This is a genomic window from Synechococcus sp. CCY 0621 (assembly GCF_019038465.1).
Classification (GTDB): Bacteria; Cyanobacteriota; Cyanobacteriia; order PCC-6307; family Cyanobiaceae; genus Cyanobium.
Genome location: NZ_JAFKRH010000038.1, coordinates 138,997 through 157,815 on the forward strand (window position 1 = coordinate 138,997; position 18,819 = coordinate 157,815).

An 18,819-nucleotide genomic window follows, 5' to 3' on the forward strand; every position below is an offset into this window, starting at 1 on the left:
CGGCTAGAGGGCGCCGGCGGCCGTGCGGTCGATGACGCCGCCCAGATGGGCGGTGAGGTTGAGGGCGGTCACCACCGGCGTTGCCGCCGCCCCCCGGGGGTAGTCGATCACGGTGACACCACCGTTGCCCTGTTTCACGGTCCAGATGTCGGCTGGGGAGAGGCCGAGCAAGGCACACAGAATCGTCTTGTTGACCGCATCATGGGCGACCACCAGGGCCGTCTCCTGGGGTCCCAGGCCGGCAGCGATGCGGTTCCAGGCCGCCAGGGACCGGTCCCACACCTCAGCGATGGTTTCGCCCGCCGGCATCTGCACCGTTTCGGGACTGCGTTTCCAGGCGGCCAGGAGATCGGGCCAGCCGGCGGCGATCTCGCTCTCCAGCCGGCCCTCCCAGAGGCCATGGCCGATCTCCCGCAGCCCCCGGTTGGTGGTCAGGGGCACGCCGGGGTGGGAGCCCAGGATCACCTCGGCGGTGCGCAGGGGGCGGGCCATGTCGCTGCTGTAGGCCCGCTGCAGCGGAATCGGGGCCAGGAAGGCGCGCGCCGCCTCGGCCTGGGCCAGGCCATGGGAGTTGAGCGGAATGTCGATCTGGCCCTGGAAACGCCCTTCCCGGTTCCAGTCGGTCTCGCCATGGCGCACCAGCAGCAGCCGGCAGCCCGCTGCGGCCGGCGGCAGGGGCACACCCAGGTGGGCGGTGCCGTTGAGGGATTCCAGCTGCACCGCCGGGCGCCCCTGCGGTCCGCGGACCAGGTTGAGCACGGAAATGGAGGCGTTGTCGAGCCTGAGACGCAGAAAGCCACTCGCCGGCAGCCCCAGCAGATGCAGCACCAGGCAGCGCAGGATGGCGTTGTGGGCCACCACCAGCACGGTGTCGTCGTCGCCATGGCGCGCCAGCAGCCGATCGGCGAAGCGACCCGCCTGCTGCAGCAGTTCGGGCACCGGCAGGAAACGGCTGCCGTCGGCGCGCTGCAGCTCCATGGTCTCGGGGGCTTCGCGCCAGCGGCGCTCCTGCTCCGGGTCGAGGGCGCGGACCTCGCTGCGCAGCAAGCCGCTCCACGGGGCCAGGTCGATCTCCAGCAGATCGTCGTCGTAGAGGGGGCTCAGCGGGGTGCCATGGCTGGCCAGCAAGGCCGCCGCGGTGGCGCTGGCCCGCTGCAGCGGCGAGCTGTAGACAGCGTCGAACGCCAGTTCCGCCAGAGCCTCTCCCGTACGACGGGCCTGGAGCTGCCCGTCCTCGGTGAGATTCGAGAGGTCGTCACGGCCCTGGATGCGGTGCTCCAGGTTGAAGCTGCTCAGCCCGTGGCGGACCAGCACGATGCGAAGGGGCAAGGTGCTTGTGGCGCAGGCCTGGCCATCGTATGGGAGCGGGGCCTGGCCACGGGCAGGGGCCTGGGGCAAGACAGAATCAGCTGCCCTTGCCGCCGAGGTGGTCCGGTTGAACGGAACCCCTTCCCGATCCGGACCCCCCGCCGCTCCGCCGGGCTGGAAGGCCCTGCTGGCCCTGCTCAGCCTGGCCCTCTGTGCCCTGCTGTGGGTGGGAGGGCTGATCGACAGCCTGGAGCGGCCGTCGGTGGTGGATTCCCTCAGCCTGCGCCAGCTCGAACTGGGGGCCCTGGCGACCGAGGCCGTCCCGCAGGGCCTGCGGCCGATCCTGTCCGGGGATGCCCCACGTCAGGACCTGATCGAAGAACTGAGGCGGCAGTTGGAGGCCTCCGATGAACCGCCGCTGGCTTTGCGCCGCCTTGAACTGGCCCTGCTGGAGCGCTCGGAGGCTGACCCAGCGGGATTGATCGATGCCATCGAACTGCAGCAACTGGCGACCCAGGTGGACGCCGTGCGGCGTCCCCTGATCGATGCGCTGCTGAACGGGCGGCCCGTGGATACCCAGCGGCGGCAGCAGTTGCTCGCCCCCTGGTCGGCGCCACTGATCGTGCAACAGCTGGTCTGCGAACAGTTGCCGGGGGACCCGGGGTCCTGCCCGGCGGAGGAGCGCTCCCTGTGGCTGCTGCTGAGGCTCCTGGCGGTGACCATCCTGCCGGCCCTGTTTCTGCTGGCGGGGGTCGCCCTGGTGCTGCGGCAGGGCTGGCTGGCCTGGCGCCAACGGCTCCCCGCCGCGCCGCCGCTGCTGGGTCCACCCCTGAGCCCCGTCGATGTGACCCTGCTGATCGCTGGCGGATTCGTGGTGCTGGGGGAGGTCGTCGTCCCGATCGTGGTCCAGCCACCGCTCCAGCTCGCCCTGCAGCGCCTGGAAGCTCCGAGGGCCCTCAGCCAGGGCCTTGAGGTGCTGGTGCTCTACGCCGCCCTGATGGCGGCGCCCCTGCTGCTGCTGGCCGTGATGCTGCCGCGCCGGACCCCCAGGCCAGTGGGGGGCTGGCTGCAGTGGAACTGGCGACCGGCCCCGTCCGCCTTCAGCGGTGCCCTTGTCAGCTTGCTGATGGTGCTGCCGGTGGTGACGGCCTCCAGCTGGGTCATCGACCGCTTCTGGAGCGACCCTGGCGGCAGCAATCCACTGCTGGAGCTGGTGCTGACCAGCGCCGATCCCCTGGCGCTCGCCTGTTTCGCCTTCACCGCCCTGGTGGTGGCGCCCCTGTTCGAGGAGGTTCTCTTCCGCGGCGTGCTGCTGCCGGTGGCAGGCCTGCGGCTCGGTGGCGCCGGAGCGGTGATCCTCAGTGCGGCCGTGTTCGCGATCGCCCACCTGAGCCTGGCGGAGCTGGTGCCGCTGTTCGTTCTCGGCCTTGGCCTCGGCTGGCTGCGCTGGCGCAGCGGCCGACTGGGCTCCGCCGTTCTGATGCATGCCCTCTGGAACGGACTGACCTTCATGAATCTCCTCTTTCTCGCCGACTGACACCGCTTGCTGCCGCCCCCCAGGGGTGGTTCACTTGCGCAGTGCCTCCCAGGTCCCTTGGCCGCCTCTCCCGCCCCACGCAGCCAGAACCCTCTGCCAAGACTGAGGCCCCTCCACCTGATCGAGGGGTCGCTGTCGGCGCGGAAGATCGAACGTCAGTCCCCCTGGCTGGCCGGCTTGCATCGGATCAGCAGCGGTGCGCTTGTGGGGCTGGGACTCTCGATGCTCGGCCTGAGTGCCCTCACCCTCCACTGGCAGAACCAGTGGGCCCACAGCTTCGCCCAGTTGCAGGCCTCCAAGACCCTTGAGCACCGCATGCAGGAATCCTCTGCGCTGCTTGAGCAGCACCACCTCAGCCTGGTCAAGCGGCCTGGGCTGCTGGAGCCCACCAGCAGCGACAAACTGATTCACCTGCCCGAGCCCAACAGCAGCCGTCCCCGCGCCGCCCTGCCCCTGCTCGCCGGCTTCCAGTTACGCGCCATACCGGCCGGCTATTGATGCCTTCCCCGTTCCGTTCGAAGTCCGGCGATGCCGGCGGCCCGGCCCCCACCGGCAAGGGCGACGGACGCCGGGGCAAGGGAACGGCAACGCGGCGGGTCGTGGAGATCCAGCCGATTCCCACCGGACGGATGCTGGCCGTCTATCTGCTGCTCTGCGCCGCCCTGGTCGGACTGGCGGGTCGCCTGGCCTGGCTCCAGGTGGTGCAGGCGCCGGCGCTCCAGGCCAGGGCCAGGTCCATCCAGACCCAGGCGATCACCCCCATCGGCAAGCGGCGCACCATCGTCGATCGCATGGGCCGGCTGGTGGCCCTTGACGAGGAGCGCTTCACCCTCTGGGCCCATCCCCGTTACTTCAACCTGCCCGGGGACGAACCCCAGCAGATCCGCCCTCCCGCCGACGTCGTTCGGAAACTCTCCAAGGTGCTGGCGCAGCCGCCTGGAGAGCTGCTGCAGACCATTGGCAGCCGCCGCAGCGGCGTCAAGCTCGCCACAGGCCTGGATCCGGAAACGGCCCATCGGGTGCGGGAGCTGGGCATCAGCGGCATCGATCTGGAGGCCTACCCGCAACGGGTTTACCCCCAGGGTCAGCTGTTCGCCAACGTGGTGGGCTTCCTCAACCTGGAGCGGGTCGCCCAGGCGGGTCTGGAGCAGAGCCGTGACCGGGATCTGCGTCGCCAGGAGGTGACGATGAGCATGCGCCGCGGCGCCGACGGCACCCCCCTGCCGGATGGCCTCCAGGCCGGGGCGCTCTATGGCGACGACCTGCGGCTGCAGCTCACCCTCGATGCCCGCCTGCAGCAGGTGGCCCAGCAGGCGCTGGGCAAGCAGGTGAAGCAATGGAGGGCCAAGCAGGGCGCCGCCCTGGTGATGAATGCCCGCAATGGCGAGATCCTGGCCCTGGCCTCCACCCCCAGCTACGACCCCAACACGTTCTGGAAGTACAACCCCGCCCTGTTCCGCGAATGGTCGGTGCAGGATCTCTACGAGCCCGGCTCCACCTTCAAGCCCATCAACCTGGCCCTGGCCCTGCAGGAAAAGGCGATCCGCCCCGGCGACAAGGTCAACGACGTGGGCCAGCTGAGCATCGGCGGCTGGCCGATCTTCAACCATGACCGCCGGGCCAACGGACTGATCGATTTCCCCACGGTGCTGCAGGTGTCCAGCAACGTGGCGATGGTGAAGGCCATGTCCCAGGTGAAGCGGGATCGCTTCTGGCACTGGCTGCGGGCCTTCGGCATCGACGAGATGCCCGACACCGACCTGCCCGGGGCCGTGGCGGGCCAGCTGAAGAGCCGCCAGGAGTTCACATCGGCGCCGATCGAACCGGCGGTCGCCGCCTTCGGCCAGGGTTTCTCCCTCACTCCCCTCAAGCTGCTCCAGCTGCACGGCATGCTCGCCAACGGCGGCCGGCTGGTGAGCCCCCACATCACCCGGGGCCTGCGATCCGGTGATGCCCTGGCCAGTGCAACGCCGCCGTCGGGGGTGCAACTGCTGGATCCTGCCGTGACCCGCACCGTCGTCAACTGGATGGAGACGGTGGTGGAACACGGCAAGGGGATGAAGATCCCCGGTTATCGCATCGCCGGCAAGACGGGTACGGCCCAGAAGGCCCGCAACGGTGTCTACATCCCCGGGGCCAGGATCTGCAGCTTCGTGGCGATCCTGCCGGGGGACGATCCCGGGTATGTGGTGCTGGTGGTGATCGACGAACCCCAGGGCGGCAACGCCTACGGCTCCACCGTGGCCCTGCCGGTGGCCCGCCAGATCGCCGAAGCCCTGCTCGTGATCGAGAAGGTGCCCCCCAGCCGGCCGATCGTCGGCGGCCCCCGCAGAGCCACGCCGTCCTGAGACAGGGCCCTGTCCTCATTCCCACAACCCTGGTGCCTGGCCCCGGGGGGCCGTGGCTAGCGTCAGCACCAGAAGACAGCGCGTCCGACCCGTCCCACGATGGCCAACCTGCTCGAACAACTGGCCGCCATGACAGTGGTCGTGGCTGACACCGGCGACATTGAGGCGATACGCCAGTTCACGCCGCGGGATGCCACCACCAATCCGTCCCTGATCCTGGCGGCGGCCCAGATTCCCGCCTACCAGGAGCTGATCGACCGCTCCCTGCGCGAATCCCGCGAGGTGATCGGCGCCGCGGCCCCCGCCGAGGACGTGGTGCGCGAGGCCATCGACGAGATCAGCGTCACCTTCGGCAAGGAGATCCTCAAGATCGTGCCGGGCCGGGTTTCCACGGAAGTGGATGCGCGCCTCAGCTACGACACCGAGGCCACGATCACCAAGGCCCGCAAGCTGATCGGCCTCTACGCCCAGGCCGGCATCGGCACCGACCGCGTGCTGATCAAGATCGCCTCCACCTGGGAGGGCATCAAGGCGGCGGAAGTGCTTGAGCGCGAAGGCATCCACTGCAACCTCACCCTGCTGTTCGGGTTCTCCCAGGCCGTGGCCTGCGCCGAAGCGGGTGCCACCCTGATTTCCCCCTTCGTGGGGCGCATCCTCGACTGGTACAAGAAGTCCACCGGTCGTGACAGCTATCCCGGCCCGGAGGATCCTGGCGTGCAGTCCGTCACACGGATCTTCAACTACTTCAAGACCTACGGCTATGGCACCGAGGTGATGGGCGCCAGCTTCCGCAACCTCGACGAGATCATCGAGCTGGCGGGCTGCGACCTGCTGACGATTTCGCCCGCCCTGATGGACCAGTTGCGCCAGAGCGAAGAGCACCTGGAACGGCGTCTTGACGCCTCCCAACCCGGCGCCAGCGAGGCCAGGATCCACGTCGACGAGCCCACCTTCCGCACGATGATGGCGGCCGATCCGATGGCCAGCGAGAAGCTCGATGAGGGCATCCGCGGCTTTTCCAAGGCCATCGAGACCCTGGAAGGCCAGCTGGCCCACCGGCTGGCGGTGATCGAGGGCGGAGCCGCCTTCACCCACGCGGTGCACGAGATCTTCCTGCTCAACGACCTCGACGGCGACGGCTGCATCACCCGCGAGGAATGGCTCGGCAGCGATGCCGTCTTCGATGCCCTCGACACCGACAACGACGGTCGCCTGGCCCCGGAGGATGTGCGTGGCGGCCTGGGAGCTCCCCTGGCGATCAGCCGCTGAACCACCCACTGCGCCCCATTCCTTGATCGGACGTTCACCTTGATGGGCAAAGATGGGGCCCCTTCTACCTGACGAATGGCCCACACCGTCCATGCCCTCGACACGATGCGTGCCCTCGCCGCCAAGGGTGAGGTGAGGGATGTCGCGGCAGGATCCGTCATCTTTCGCGCCGGTGAAGCCGGTGACTGCATGTTCGGCCTGCTGGAGGGAACCGTGCGCCTGAGCTGGAACGCCGATGCGGGCCATGAGGACATCCAGGCCGGCGACGTCTTCGGAGCCGGCGCCCTGGTCACGGCCGAACACCGCCGCTACGGCCAAGCCACGGCGCTCACCGCCTGCAAGCTGCTGGTCATGAACCGCGAGAAATTCCTGTTCGCCGTCCAGGAGGCGCCGATGTTCGCCATTGAGTTGCTGGGCTCAATCGACCAGCGCCTGCGCGACCTCAAAGGCGTGACCCGCCACTGAGGCTGGGTAGGCCGGTGATGGGCTGGGGAGTTGCCTCAGCCCCGCTGGAAGAGCAGCCGCCGGATCACACGCTGGGCGATCTCCCCGTAGCCCATCTCACCGGAGAGGATCTGGGCGATGCGCTGGGGGGCGGTGGGGCGCTTGACGCCCAACTGGTAGCCCACCCGGGGCACCCGGTAGAACACCTGGGCGATGCGTTTGCCCCAGGCCATCGAATCACCCCAGGCCTCGCGCATGCGCAGGCTGTACTGCTCCAGGGCAGGTCCCTCGCCATCCAGCCAACGGTCGAGGGCGGCGGCCGCTTCGCAACCACTCAGCAGGGATGGGCGCAGGCCTTCGGCCAGGAAGGGATCACAGAGGGAGGCGGCATCACCGACCGCCACCAGTCCGGGCCCGTGCAGGGCATGGTGGCCGTTCCAGAGCCGCAGCTGGCCGTGGCGGCGATCGCCGGCGTCCGCAGGCAGCCCCAGACTGGGCAGCAGGGCGGAGAGCACCGCCTCGCTGTCGGCCTCCTGCTGGCCGACGAAGGTGCCCACCCCGATGCTGAAGCCCCCCTTGCGGGGAAACACCCAGCAGAAGCCGTGGTGCACCAGGCCGAACTCGAAGCGGGCCATGTCGGCGGGATCCGGATCCGCCGCCACCTCCACCGAAACGGTGGCCGCGAAGCGGGGACGGGGCGGGCCCAGGCCGAGGGGCGCCGCGAAACGGGAGCCGGAGCCATCAGCGATCACCACGGCCCTGGCCCGCAGCGGCCCTTCGCCTGGCCCCGACACCTCCCAGAGGCCATCGGCACAGCGCTCGATCCGCTCGGCCCTGCAGCCATGGCGCAGGTCGCCGCCCGCCTGGACGGCCTGCTCGGCCAGGAAGGCATCCAGCACGCTGCGGCGCACGATCCAGAAGGGGGCCTCGCCGGGCAGCTCCGCCGTCACCGGATCCTCCAGACACCAGGTGAACCGCACCCGGCGGATCACCTGGTCGACGCTGGGGGTCAGATCGAAGGGGAACCAGCGCTGCACCGAGGCGGCCATGCCGCCACCGCAGGGTTTGGACCGTCCCGGGGCCTGGGCCTCCAGCAGGATGACGCGGCGGCCACGGGCCGCCAGATGGAAGGCCGCCGCGCCGCCCGCCGCCCCGGCGCCGACGACGATCACATCGGCATGGGCGGTCTGGCTCACACCTTGAGGATCTCGGCTTCCTTCTCCGCCAGCTTCTTCTCCAGTTCGGCGATGTAGCGATCGGTCAGCTTCTGGACCTTCTCCTGCTCGTCATGGCTCTGGTCCTCGGAGAGCTCACCGTCCTTCTCCTGCTTCTTGATCCGGTCAACGCCCTCACGGCGGAGGTTGCGCAGACCCACCTTGCCCTCCTCGGCGTACTTGGCCGCCAGCTTGCAGAGCTCCTTGCGGCGGTCCTCGGTGAGGGGCGGGATGTTGATGCGGATCAGGCGGCCGTCGTTGTTGGGGGTCAGGCCCAGATCACTCATGGCGATCGCCTTCTCGATCAGCGCCATCGAGCCCCGATCAAAGGGCTGGATCTGGATCGTCTGGGCGTCGGGGGTGGAGATCGTCGCCAGCGACTTGAGCGGCGTGTCGGCCCCGTAGTACTCAACGGTCAGCTTGTCGAGCAGGGAGGGGTTGGCCCGACCGGTGCGGATGGTGTTGAAGGTGCGCTGGGTGGCTTCCACCGACTTGCGCATGCTGGCTTCGAGATCCATGGCAGGGGAAGGGCGGAGGGGGAGAGGGTCAGCGGGGGGGCGCCGGCACGATGCTGGTCCCGATGGGCTCACCGGCGACGGCCCGTCCGATGTTGCCCGAGCCGAACAGGTCGAAGACCACGATCGGGATGGCGTTGTCCTTGCAGAGGGCGATGGCGGTGCTGTCCATCACCTCGAGCTCGCCGCTGAGCACGTCGAGGAAGGTGAGGGTCTCGTAACGAACTGCGTCGGCATGCTTGGCGGGGTCCTTGTCGTAGACCCCATCCACCTTGGTGGCCTTGAAGATCACATCGGCGTTGATTTCAGCGGCCCGCAGGGCGGCGGTGGTGTCGGTGGTGAAGAAGGGGTTGCCGCAGCCGGCACCGAAGATCACCACCCGCCCCTTTTCCAGGTGCCGGATGGCCCGGCGGCGGATGTAGGGCTCGGCCACCTCCTGCATGGAGATGGCGCTCTGGACGCGGGTCGGCACACCGACACGCTCGAGGCCGTCCTGGAGCGTGATGGCATTCATCACCGTGGCCAGCATGCCGACGTAGTCCGCCGTGGCCCGGTCCATCCCCGCGGCTGAACCCTTCAGCCCCCGGAAGATGTTGCCGCCACCCACCACGATGGCCAGCTGGGTGCCCCCGGCCACCACCTCGACCACATCCTTGGCAATCGCCTGAACGATGGCGGGATCGATCCCATAACCCTGGCCCCCCATCAGCGCTTCACCGCTGAGTTTGAGGAGAACGCGCCTGTAGGCCATCGGCTCATGCGATCGGCCGAACAGTAGCAACCCTCCCAGCGGCGCCACCAGGTTGCCCGCCGCTGCGTCAGCCGCTTCACTTCCCCAAAGGAGCACCGCCATGGCCCTCGACCAGCCCGGACCCCGCAGCAGCGATGTGATGGCCCGGCTGACGCTGTCGGCCATGGATCGGGCCAGCGGCAGCCCCGGATTCTGGGGCGAGCCCGAGGTGCACCGGGCGCTGCTGGTCAGCGGGCTGTCGGTGCTGGTCTGCAGCCTGGCCCGGCTGAGGGCCGACCTGGACTGATCGCCCTCGCCCGGGTCAGTACTCGATGCCCGCCTGGGCCTTCACCCCCTGCTCCCGGAACGGATGGCGCACCGCCTTCATCTCCGTGACCAGATCGGCCCGCTCCAGCAGGGCCGCCGGGGCGCCGCGGCCGGTGAGGGCTACGTGGGTGAGGGGCGGGCGCAGGGCGAGACCTTCCAGCACCTGGTCGGGGGCGAGATAGCCCAGCTTGAGGGCCACGTTGATCTCATCGAGCACCACCAGCTTGCGGTCGGCGTCAGCGAGGTAGGCACAGGAGCGCTCCCAGGCGCTCTGCACCAGCTGGCGGTCCCGTTCCCGGTCCTGGGTCTCCCAGGTGAACCCCTCGCCCAGGGCATGCCAGTGGAGCGCCTCACCGAAGCGCTCCAGGGCCCGGGCCTCCCCTGGCTGCCAGCCCCCCTTGATGAACTGCACCACCGCCACGTTCTCGCCATGGCCCAGGGTGCGCAGCACCAGGCCCAGGGCGGCCGTGGTCTTGCCCTTGCCCTCGCCGGTGAAGACGAGCACCAGGCCCTTCTCCAGGTTCCGCTCCCCCACCCGCTGCTGCTGCACCTCCCGACGGCGCTGCATGCGGCGCCGGTAGGCCTCCTGGTCCACCTCGGGGGCCAGGTCGCCGCCCGGGCCCAGCTCCTCGGCCTGGCGATCCAGCGCCAGAGCCTCGTCGGGGGCGGCTGGGGTCGTGGAGGCGATCGCCGTCATCGGAAGCGCTGTGTGGTTGGCGCACTCTGGCGGAACCCCGAGCGCCCCGGGCGGCCCCGCGCCTCAGGAGGCCCGCAGGCGCGCCAGGGCGGTGTCGACGGCCTGCTGCTGATCGCGCCGCGTGATCCAGTGGTGGTAGGTGCGGGTGTGGATCGCCACGGAGTGACCCATCATCCGGGCGGCCACCGTGTCGGGCAGGCCGATGTGGATCGTGCGCACGGCCCAGGCATGGCGCAGGTCGTAGGGGGTGATCGGCAGCCCGTAGCGGCGGAACTGCTCCGCCACCCGCCGGCCCACCTGCTGCAGGGTGGTGCGGCGCAGGTCGGTGCAGACCCGGGGCAGCTCCGCCCCGCCCTCCCCCAGGCCCTCCAGGCCGAAGCGCTCCACCCAGTCGGGCTGGAACGGCCACACCTGGTGCTCGCCGGTCTTGCTGGTGGGCAGCACCCGCAGCACCCGGTCGCCCCCGGAAGCCAGGGCGGAGAGGTCGCAGAAGAACACCTCGTGGTTGCGCAGGCCGTAGGTGGCCATCAGGCCGTAGGCCAGGCGCCAGCGGGGGTTGGGGATGGCCGCCGCCAATTCCAGGATGCGGGCATCGCTGGGCAGGCCCCGGAAGCGGGCCACATGCAGGCCGTAGCCGCCGCTGCGCTCGCCCCAGTCGGCCGGCAGCGGCAGCTGCAGGTGGCGGGCCAGGGCCCCCAGGGCGATGCCGCACTGCTGGCGGCTGCGGCTGGCCAGTGGGTAGCTCTCCAGAACGCGCTCCAGCAGGGCCAGGTCGACGGCCGCCGGTGGGATCCCCGACGTGGCGGCCACCGCCGCCAGACGCCGCAGGTAGGGCCGGTAGGCACCGCTCCAGGTGCTGCGGCTGCCGGCGGGCCGGCGGCGACGGCGGGGATCGGCGAAGAAGGCGGCCTCGAAACCGGCCAGGGCAGGCAGCAGTTCCCCAGCCTCAGGGGGCGCCACCGCTTCAGCCACCGCCTGAACCACTGCCGGGGCCGGGGCCGCCGCAGCGGGCGGGCGCCGGCGCCAGGGCTCCCAGCTGAAGGTTCCCTGCTCCACCGCCTGCCGCACCCGTTGCAGCTGCTCGAGGGCGGCAGCCACGCCGGCTCCGGTGGCCGGCAACCCCAGGCTGATGCGCTGCACCGGCCGCGCTGCCGTGCCCTTCGGGCAGGGCAGCGGCCCACGCAAACCCAGCCGCTGCTGGCGGATCTCCAGGCGCAGGCCGGTGCCCAAGGTCGCCAGACGCCGGTTTTCCTGTCGCACCAGCGCTGCCGGGTCGACGTCAGCGCTGGCACCCGGATCGGAAGCGGCTGGCGGTGGCAGGGCGGCCAGGACGATGGCGCGGCAGGCAGGGACCTGAGCCGGAACCTACCGATGCCATCCCCAGGCCGCCAGGGTGCGGTTCCTTGCCAAGGTGGCGTCCGCCGGCGGTGGGCGGCGTTACGCTCATCGTTTCTGATAGAAAGCATGGCCAGGGTCGGCGTGCTGCTGCTGAACCTCGGCGGTCCGGAACGGATCGAGGATGTCGGGCCATTCCTCTACAACCTGTTCTCCGATCCGGAGATCATCCGTCTGCCCACGCCGGCGCTGCAGAAGCCCCTGGCCTGGTTGATCAGCACCCTGCGCAGCGGGAAATCAAAGGAGGCCTACCGCTCCATCGGCGGCGGTTCCCCCCTGAGGCGCATCACCGAACAGCAGGCCAGGGAACTGCAGAGCCGCCTGCGCCAGCAAGGCGTCGACGCCACCAGCTATGTGGCGATGCGCTACTGGCATCCCTTCACCGAATCGGCCGTGGGCGACATCAAGGCCGACGGTGTGGAGGAGGTGGTGGTGCTCCCCCTTTACCCCCATTTCTCGATCAGCACCAGCGGCTCCAGCTTCCGCGAACTGCAGCGGCTGCGCCAGGCCGACCCGGCCTTCCGGCGGCTGCCGATCCGCTGCATCCGCAGCTGGTACGACCATCCGGGCTACATCAATGCCATGGCCGGACTGATCGCCCGCGAGGTCAGCGCCTCCGACACGCCGGACGCGGCCCACATCTTCTTCAGTGCCCACGGGGTGCCCAAGAGCTACGTGGAGGAGGCAGGCGATCCCTATCAGCAGGAGATCGAGGCCTGCGCCGCCCTGGTCATGACGCGTCTGGAGGAGTTGCTGGGCCATGCCAACCCCTCCACCCTCGCCTACCAGAGCCGGGTGGGGCCGGTGGAATGGCTCAAGCCCTACACCGAGGATGCCCTGCGGGAACTGGGCGAGCAGGGCGTCAAGGAGCTGGTGGTGGTGCCGATCAGCTTCGTCAGCGAGCACATCGAGACCCTCGAGGAGATCGACATCGAGTACCGGGAGATCGCCACGGAAGCCGGCATCAGCCACTTCCGTCGGGTGCCTGCCCTCGACACCGATCCCACCTTCATCCAGAGCCTCGCCGACCTGGTGCACGAGGCCATGGCGGGCCCGGAGGTGAACCTCGACATGGCGGCGCAGCTGCCCAAGAAGGTGAAGCTCTACCCCCAGGACAAGTGGGCCTGGGGCTGGAACAACAGTTCCGAGGTGTGGAACGGTCGCCTGGCGATGGTCGGATTTTCCGCTTTTCTGCTGGAATTGCTCACTGGTCAAGGCCCCCTGCATGCCCTCGGACTGCTCTGATCGCCTCCGGCGTCCCCGCCTGCGGGGCCGCTCGCTGGTGATCGCGGCCACCCTGGGCCTGAGCAGCCAGGGCCTGCCCGCCGAAGCCCGCAACGCCAGCCTCTGGGGCCGGGGTGCCTTTCCTGTGGCCAGTTTCGCTGGCTACACCAGCGGTTTCGGCATGCGCTCCCATCCGCTCAGCGGCGACGTCCGGCCCCACTACGGCATCGACATCGCCGCCCCCCTGGGGTCGCCGATCCGCAGCTGGTGGACCGGAACGGTGAGCGAGGTGATCGTCGACGGCGGCTGCGGCAACGGACTGGTGATCCGTTCCGGCAGCTATGAGCACATCTATTGCCACCTCAGCGGCCAGGCGGGCAGCGGCGTCTACCGCAGCGGCAACGTCCTGCTGCGGGTGGGGCAGCGGGTGGCCACCGGCCAGGTGATCGCCCACGTCGGCCTGACGGGCAGCACCACCGGTCCCCACCTGCACTGGGGCATGCGCTACCGGGGTACCTGGATGGACCCGGCCCGGGTGTTGCGGGCCATGGCCCAGAGCCGCCGCCAGCGCAACCCAATCACCCTGCAGCGACCTAACCTGGGTGTCTTCCGCTGATGGTGTCCAACCCGTTGCCCGGCGTCTTGCCGCCCGGGTGCTTCGGCCTTCCATCCTGACGACCCCGTTCCCCTTCGCCAGTCCCCAGCCGCCGCCGTGACGCTCACGCCCCTTCCCCCCGCCACAGCCGCCGCAGGGCATCCAGCCGCCCCTGAAGTGGCTTCTGAAGCGTCGGCTCCGATGCGTGTCAGCGGGGGCTACGCCCTGATGGATGCCCTGCACCGCCACGGGGTGCGGCACATCTTCGGCTACCCGGGCGGCGCGATCCTGCCCATCTACGACGAACTCCACAAGGCCGAGTCCCGGGGCTGGCTGAAGCACATCCTCGTGCGCCACGAGCAGGGCGGCACCCACGCCGCCGATGCCTACGCCCGTGCCACCGGCAAGGTGGGCGTCTGCTTCGGCACCTCCGGCCCCGGCGCCACCAACCTGGTCACCGGCATCGCCACCGCCCAGATGGATTCGGTGCCGATGGTGGTGATCACCGGGCAGGTGCCCCGGGCCGCCATCGGCACCGATGCCTTCCAGGAAACCGACATCTTCGGCATCACCCTGCCGATCGTCAAACACTCCTGGGTGGTGCGCGACCCCGCCGACATCGGCCGCATCGTGGCCGAAGCCTTCCTGATCGCCGCCAGTGGCCGCCCCGGCCCGGTGCTGATCGACGTGCCCAAGGACGTGGGTGCCGAGGAGTTCGATTACACCCCGGTGGCCCCGGGATCGGCGATCCCCTCCGGCTTCAAGCTTCCGCCGGCCCCCAGGCCTGAAGCCATTGAGGCGGCCCTGGCCCTGATCCGCCAGGCCCGGCGGCCCCTCCTCTACGTGGGGGGCGGCGCCATCGCCTCCGACGCCCATGGCGAAGTGCATCAGCTGGCGGAACGGTTCCGCCTGCCCGTCACCACCACCTTGATGGGCAAGGGGGCCTTCGACGAGAACCATCCCCTGGCGGTGGGCATGCTGGGCATGCACGGCACCGCCTACGCCAATTTCGCCGTCACCGAATGCGATCTGCTGATCGCCGTCGGTGCCCGCTTCGATGACCGGGTCACCGGCCGGCTGGACAGCTTCGCCCCCCGGGCCCAGGTGATCCACATCGACATCGATGCGGCCGAAGTCGGCAAGAACAGGGTGCCCGAGGTACCGGTCGTCTCCGATGTCCGTCTGGCCCTTGGGGCCCTGCTGCAGGCCTCCGTCGGCGAAAGCTCCAACCGCCGCACCGATGCCTGGCTGGAGCGCATCGACACCTGGAAACACCACTACCCCTTGGTGATCCCCCAGCCCACCGGCGAGATCGCCCCCCAGGAGGTGGTCATTGCCCTGCGAGAGCTGGCCCCCGAGGCGTTCTTCACCACCGATGTGGGCCAGCACCAGATGTGGGCGGCCCAGTTCCTGCGCAACGGACCCCGGCGCTGGATCAGCAGCGCCGGCCTGGGCACCATGGGCTTCGGCATGCCCGCCGCCATGGGCGTCCAGACCGCCTTCCCCGACGAGCGGGTGATCTGCGTGGCCGGGGACGCCAGCATCCTGATGAACATCCAGGAACTGGGCACCCTCAGCCAGTACCAGCTGCCGGTGAAGGTGGTGGTGCTCAACAACGGCTGGCAGGGCATGGTGCGCCAGTGGCAGGAAAGCTTCTACGAGGAGCGCTACTCCAGTTCCGAGATGACTGGCGGCATGCCGGACTTCCCCGCCCTGGCGGAAGCCTTCGGTGTCAAGGGCATCGGCATCACCGACCGGGCCCAGCTGCACTCCGGCCTTGCCGAGGCCCTGGCCCACCCCGGCCCGGTGTTCGTTGACGTGCGGGTGCGGCGCAACGAGAACTGCTACCCGATGGTGCCCCCGGGAGCCAGCAACGCCCAGATGGTGGGTCTGCCCAGCCATCCCGAACTCGCCATCGACACGATCCGCCAATGCAACGCCTGCGGCAGCACCACGGCCAGCGCCCACCTCTTCTGTCCCAGTTGCGGCGCCAAACTCTGAGCCTGCTCGGGATCCTGCTGGCCCTGCTGATCGCCTGGCCCGGCGCGGCGGCGGCGGCGGAGGTGTTTCAGGTGCGCAGCGGCACGTTGCTGCAGGTGGGGGATGGAAACCGCAGCTATGCCGTCGAGCTGGCCTGCATGGAGCTGGTGGCGGAGCAGGAGCAGCAGGCGACCGCCTGGCTGCGGCAGGCCCTGCCCCGCCGCACCAAGGTGAATCTGCGCCCGATGGGCCAGCGGGACGGCACGCTGCTGGCCCAGGTGAGCCTGCTCTCCAGCGGCGCCGACATCGCCACCGGCCTGATCGAGGCCGGCCTGGCCAAAGCGGAGGCCTGCCCATGAGCCTCAACCGCACCGCCAAGGGCATCGTGCTGGTGCCCACCCTGCTCCTCGGCGGGGCCTTCCTGGCCGCCGGCACCTGGATGGAGGGCCCGGCCGCCGCCAACCGCGGCCTGGCCCTCACCCTGGGGGGAATCCTGATGGGAGCGGGTCTGCTGGCCCAGCTGCTGCCCGAACCGGGCCCGCCCCCCTCCGACCCCTGAGGCCAGGGGAGTGGGTGGCGGCCCGCCCGGACCCATAGTTGGTGTAGTCAGGGCGAAGGGGATGGGCAACTCCGATCAGCTCGTTGTGCCCCTGGCACAGGTCGGCCTGGACTCCATCGCCGAGGTGGGTGGCAAGAACGCCTCCCTCGGGGAGATGATCCAGCAGCTGGGGCCGGCGGGCGTCCAGGTGCCGGGGGGATTCGCCACCACGGCCGCCGCCTACCGCCTGTTCATCACCGCCAACGGGCTCAGGCCCGCCCTTGCCGCCCTGCTCGACGGCCTCGACACCAACGACCTGGCGGCCCTGCAGGCGGTGGGCCAGGGGGCCCGGGCGCTGCTGGGTGGGGCGGACCTGCCACCGCCCCTGGCGGCAGCCATCACGGCGGCCTACCGGGATCTGGCCGCCGCGATGGCCGCCAGCGGCGTGCCTGCGGCCGTGGCGGTGCGCTCCAGTGCCACGGCCGAGGATCTGCCGGAGGCCAGCTTCGCCGGGCAGCAGGAGACCTACCTGCACGTCGAGGGAGAAACGGCGCTGCTGGCGGCCTGCCGGCGCTGCTACGCCTCGCTGTTCACCGATCGGGCCATCGCCTACCGGCAGCAGCACGGCTTTGATCACCTGGAGGTGGCCCTTTCGATCGGGGTGCAGCGCATGGTGCGCTCCGACCTGGCCAGCTCCGGGGTGATGTTCAGCATCGACACCGAAACCGGCTTCCGCGACGCCGTGCTGCTGACCGCCGCCTACGGGCTGGGAGAAAACGTGGTGCAGGGGGCCGTGAACCCGGATGAATGGCTGATCTTCAAGCCCACCCTGGAGCAGGGCTTCGCCCCGATCCTCAGCCGGCGACTGGGCAGCAAGGCCCTGCGCATGGTCTACGCCGACCCCTCAGGTGGTGATGGCCGGGCGGTGCGCAACGAGGCGGTGTCCCCGGAGGACAGCCGGCGCTTCGCCCTCAGCGACGGCGAGGCGCTCACCCTGGCACGCTGGGCCTGCGTGATCGAACGCCATTACGGCGAACGCCGCGGCGTGCCCACCCCGATGGACATCGAGTGGGCCAAGGACGGCCTCAGTGGCCAGCTGTTCATCCTCCAGGCCCGGCCGGAAACGGTGGAGTCCCGCCGGGGCGGGGCGGTGCTGCGCAGCTGGCATCTGGAGCCGCACCAGGCCGAGGAGATCACCAGCGGCCGGGCCATCGGCGCCTCGGTGAGCAGCGGCCGGGCCCGGGTGATCAGCGACCCCGGCGAGATCGCCCGGTTCATGGACGGCGACCTGCTGGTCACCCGCCGCACCGACCCCGACTGGGAGCCGATTCTGCGCAAGGCCAGCGGTGTGGTCACCGACCAGGGCGGCCGCACCTGCCACGCGGCGATCATCGCCCGCGAGATGGGCCTGACGGCGATCGTCGGCACCGGCGACGGCACCAGCCGCATCGGCAACGGCGACAGCATCACCCTCAGCTGCTGCGAGGGGGATGTGGGCCACGTGTACCGGGGCGCCCTGCCCTTCCGGGTGGAGGAGCAGGCCATTGGCGACCTGCCCGCCACCCGCACCCGGATCCTGATCAACGTGGGCAACCCCGAGGAGGCCTTCAACCTGGCCTCGATTCCCTGCGACGGGGTGGGGCTGGCCCGGTTGGAGTTCATCATCGCCAACCACATCCGGGTGCACCCGATGGCGTTGCTGCAGCCCGAGCGGGTGACGGCGGCGGCCGATCGGGCCGCCATCGCCGAGCTGGTCGCGGGGTACGACACCCCAGCCGAGTACTACGTCGACCTGCTGAGCCAGGGCATGGCCCGGATCGCCGCCGCCTTCCATCCCCGGCCGGTGATCCTGCGTTTCTCCGACTTCAAGAGCAACGAATACGCGCGTCTGCTGGGCGGATCGGCCTTCGAACCGGCCGAGGAGAATCCGATGATCGGCTGGCGGGGGGCCTCCCGCTATTACGCGCCGGCCTTCCGCGACGCCTTCGCGCTGGAATGCCAGGCCCTGCGCCGGGTGCGGGAGTCGATGGGGCTGCGCAACGTGATCCCGATGATCCCCTTCTGCCGCACCCCCGAAGAGGGGGACCGGGTGCTGGCGGTGATGGCCGGCGAGGGGCTGGTGCGGGGCAAGGACGGTCTGGAGGTGTACGTGATGTGCGAACTGCCCAGCAACGTCATCGGTGCGGAAGCCTTCGCCGAGCGCTTCGATGGCTTTTCGATCGGCTCCAACGACCTCACCCAGCTGACGCTGGGGCTCGACCGGGACTCCGCCCTGGTGGCGGACCTGTTCGACGAGCGACATGCCACGGTCAAGGAGATGATCCGCCTGGCGATCCGCACCGCACGGCGCTGCGGCCGCAAGATCGGCATCTGCGGCCAGGCCCCCAGCGACTACCCCGATTTCGCCCGGTTCCTTGTGGAGGAAGGGATCGACTCGATCAGCCTCAACCCTGATGCGGTGGTGCCCACCCGCATCGCCATCGCCGCCATGGAGTCCGAACTGGACGCGGCCGCCTCAGCAGGGGGCCTCGCCCCAGCGCCCCACGGCTGAGGTCTCCGGCCGGCCGGCGGGGTGGAACCAGAGGCGCCAGAGCAGCAGGGCGTGGGCGCTGCAGCGCACCACGCAGAGTGCCGCCAGACCCATGCAGAGGGGACAGTGAGCCAGACCCATCAGAACGTCGGCCCCAACCTCGATCAG

At 70.0% G+C, this 18,819-nt stretch carries 19 protein-coding genes; 12 read left to right on the top strand and 7 right to left on the bottom strand.

Going from position 1 to position 18,819, the window contains the following annotated elements; translation table 11 throughout:
• Window positions 1-3: 3 nt before the first annotated feature.
• Window positions 4-1,329, bottom strand: a complete 1,326-nt coding sequence (locus KUG43_RS12900) for a histidine phosphatase family protein (RefSeq protein ID WP_216909653.1) — start codon at window positions 1,327-1,329, stop codon at window positions 4-6.
• A 97-nt stretch (window positions 1,330-1,426) separates the two neighbouring features.
• Between KUG43_RS12900 and KUG43_RS12905 the strand changes: the two genes are divergently transcribed.
• From KUG43_RS12905 to KUG43_RS12925, 5 genes are all read left to right on the top strand, one after another.
• Complete coding sequence (locus KUG43_RS12905; protein ID WP_353618038.1) at window positions 1,427-2,845, top strand: CPBP family intramembrane glutamic endopeptidase; 1,419 nt, start codon at window positions 1,427-1,429, stop codon at window positions 2,843-2,845.
• A 57-nt stretch (window positions 2,846-2,902) separates the two neighbouring features.
• A complete protein-coding gene (locus tag KUG43_RS12910) occupies window positions 2,903-3,343 on the top strand; it encodes a hypothetical protein (protein ID WP_216909657.1) in 441 nt (146 codons plus the stop codon).
• Window positions 3,343-5,193: a peptidoglycan D,D-transpeptidase FtsI family protein gene (locus tag KUG43_RS12915; RefSeq protein WP_502988613.1), complete on the top strand. Its 1,851-nt coding sequence runs from the start codon at window positions 3,343-3,345 to the stop codon at window positions 5,191-5,193. The genes KUG43_RS12910 and KUG43_RS12915 overlap by 1 nt, the downstream gene beginning before the upstream one ends.
• Window positions 5,194-5,292: 99 nt before the next feature.
• A complete protein-coding gene (locus tag KUG43_RS12920) occupies window positions 5,293-6,462 on the top strand; it encodes a transaldolase (protein WP_216909659.1) in 1,170 nt (389 codons plus the stop codon).
• Window positions 6,463-6,537: 75 nt separating this feature from the next.
• Entirely contained in the window at window positions 6,538-6,927 is a 390-nt protein-coding gene (locus tag KUG43_RS12925) for a Crp/Fnr family transcriptional regulator (protein ID WP_216909661.1), read from the top strand.
• A 35-nt stretch (window positions 6,928-6,962) separates the two neighbouring features.
• Here the strand turns inward: KUG43_RS12925 and KUG43_RS12930 are convergent, their stop codons facing one another.
• Genes KUG43_RS12930 through pyrH form a run of 3 tightly spaced genes read right to left on the bottom strand, consistent with a single transcriptional unit; the run spans window position 6,963 to window position 9,386 of the window.
• Complete coding sequence (locus KUG43_RS12930) at window positions 6,963-8,102, bottom strand: NAD(P)/FAD-dependent oxidoreductase (protein WP_216909663.1); 1,140 nt, start codon at window positions 8,100-8,102, stop codon at window positions 6,963-6,965.
• On the bottom strand, window positions 8,099-8,638 hold the full coding sequence (gene frr, locus KUG43_RS12935) for a ribosome recycling factor (protein ID WP_216909665.1): 540 nt from the start codon (window positions 8,636-8,638) through the stop codon (window positions 8,099-8,101). Before frr ends, KUG43_RS12930 begins: the two co-directional genes overlap by 4 nt.
• Window positions 8,639-8,666: 28 nt before the next feature.
• A complete protein-coding gene (gene pyrH / locus KUG43_RS12940; RefSeq protein ID WP_216909772.1) occupies window positions 8,667-9,386 on the bottom strand; it encodes a UMP kinase in 720 nt (239 codons plus the stop codon).
• Window positions 9,387-9,486: 100 nt separating this feature from the next.
• On the opposite strand from pyrH, the gene KUG43_RS12945 reads away from it, so the two are divergent.
• The gene (locus tag KUG43_RS12945; RefSeq protein ID WP_216909786.1) at window positions 9,487-9,672 is read left to right on the top strand and encodes a hypothetical protein; all 186 of its coding nucleotides are present in this window, start codon (window positions 9,487-9,489) and stop codon (window positions 9,670-9,672) included.
• A gap of 15 nt (window positions 9,673-9,687) precedes the next feature.
• On the opposite strand, the gene cobO is transcribed toward KUG43_RS12945, so the two are convergent.
• Window positions 9,688-10,389 carry a cob(I)yrinic acid a,c-diamide adenosyltransferase gene (cobO, locus tag KUG43_RS12950; protein WP_216909667.1) on the bottom strand — a complete coding sequence of 234 codons (702 nt, stop codon included), beginning with the start codon at window positions 10,387-10,389 and terminating at the stop codon, window positions 9,688-9,690.
• Between the two features lie 63 nt (window positions 10,390-10,452).
• On the bottom strand, window positions 10,453-11,649 hold the full coding sequence (locus KUG43_RS12955) for a site-specific integrase (RefSeq protein ID WP_216909669.1): 1,197 nt from the start codon (window positions 11,647-11,649) through the stop codon (window positions 10,453-10,455).
• A 204-nt stretch (window positions 11,650-11,853) separates the two neighbouring features.
• Here KUG43_RS12955 and hemH point away from each other — a divergent pair, with 204 nt between their 5' ends.
• The 6 genes from hemH to ppsA all read left to right on the top strand — a co-directional run bounded on the left by hemH (window position 11,854) and on the right by ppsA (window position 18,672).
• On the top strand, window positions 11,854-13,029 hold the full coding sequence (gene hemH, locus KUG43_RS12960; RefSeq protein WP_216909671.1) for a ferrochelatase: 1,176 nt from the start codon (window positions 11,854-11,856) through the stop codon (window positions 13,027-13,029).
• Window positions 13,010-13,624, top strand: a complete 615-nt coding sequence (locus KUG43_RS12965) for a M23 family metallopeptidase (protein WP_216909674.1) — start codon at window positions 13,010-13,012, stop codon at window positions 13,622-13,624. The genes hemH and KUG43_RS12965 overlap by 20 nt, the downstream gene beginning before the upstream one ends.
• 180 nt (window positions 13,625-13,804) lie before the next feature.
• Window positions 13,805-15,604 carry a biosynthetic-type acetolactate synthase large subunit gene (gene ilvB, locus KUG43_RS12970; protein ID WP_286194749.1) on the top strand — a complete coding sequence of 600 codons (1,800 nt, stop codon included), beginning with the start codon at window positions 13,805-13,807 and terminating at the stop codon, window positions 15,602-15,604.
• Complete coding sequence (locus KUG43_RS12975; protein ID WP_216909678.1) at window positions 15,586-15,942, top strand: hypothetical protein; 357 nt, start codon at window positions 15,586-15,588, stop codon at window positions 15,940-15,942. Before ilvB ends, KUG43_RS12975 begins: the two co-directional genes overlap by 19 nt.
• The gene (locus tag KUG43_RS12980; RefSeq protein WP_216909680.1) at window positions 15,939-16,142 is read left to right on the top strand and encodes a GIVxVP protein; all 204 of its coding nucleotides are present in this window, start codon (window positions 15,939-15,941) and stop codon (window positions 16,140-16,142) included. The genes KUG43_RS12975 and KUG43_RS12980 overlap by 4 nt, the downstream gene beginning before the upstream one ends.
• 61 nt (window positions 16,143-16,203) lie before the next feature.
• A complete protein-coding gene (gene ppsA, locus KUG43_RS12985; protein WP_216909682.1) occupies window positions 16,204-18,672 on the top strand; it encodes a phosphoenolpyruvate synthase in 2,469 nt (822 codons plus the stop codon).
• Here ppsA and KUG43_RS12990 read toward each other — a convergent pair.
• A complete protein-coding gene (locus tag KUG43_RS12990) occupies window positions 18,637-18,792 on the bottom strand; it encodes a hypothetical protein (RefSeq protein ID WP_216909684.1) in 156 nt (51 codons plus the stop codon). The two genes, ppsA and KUG43_RS12990, sit on opposite strands and share 36 nt — an antisense overlap.
• Window positions 18,793-18,819: the final 27 nt, after the last annotated feature.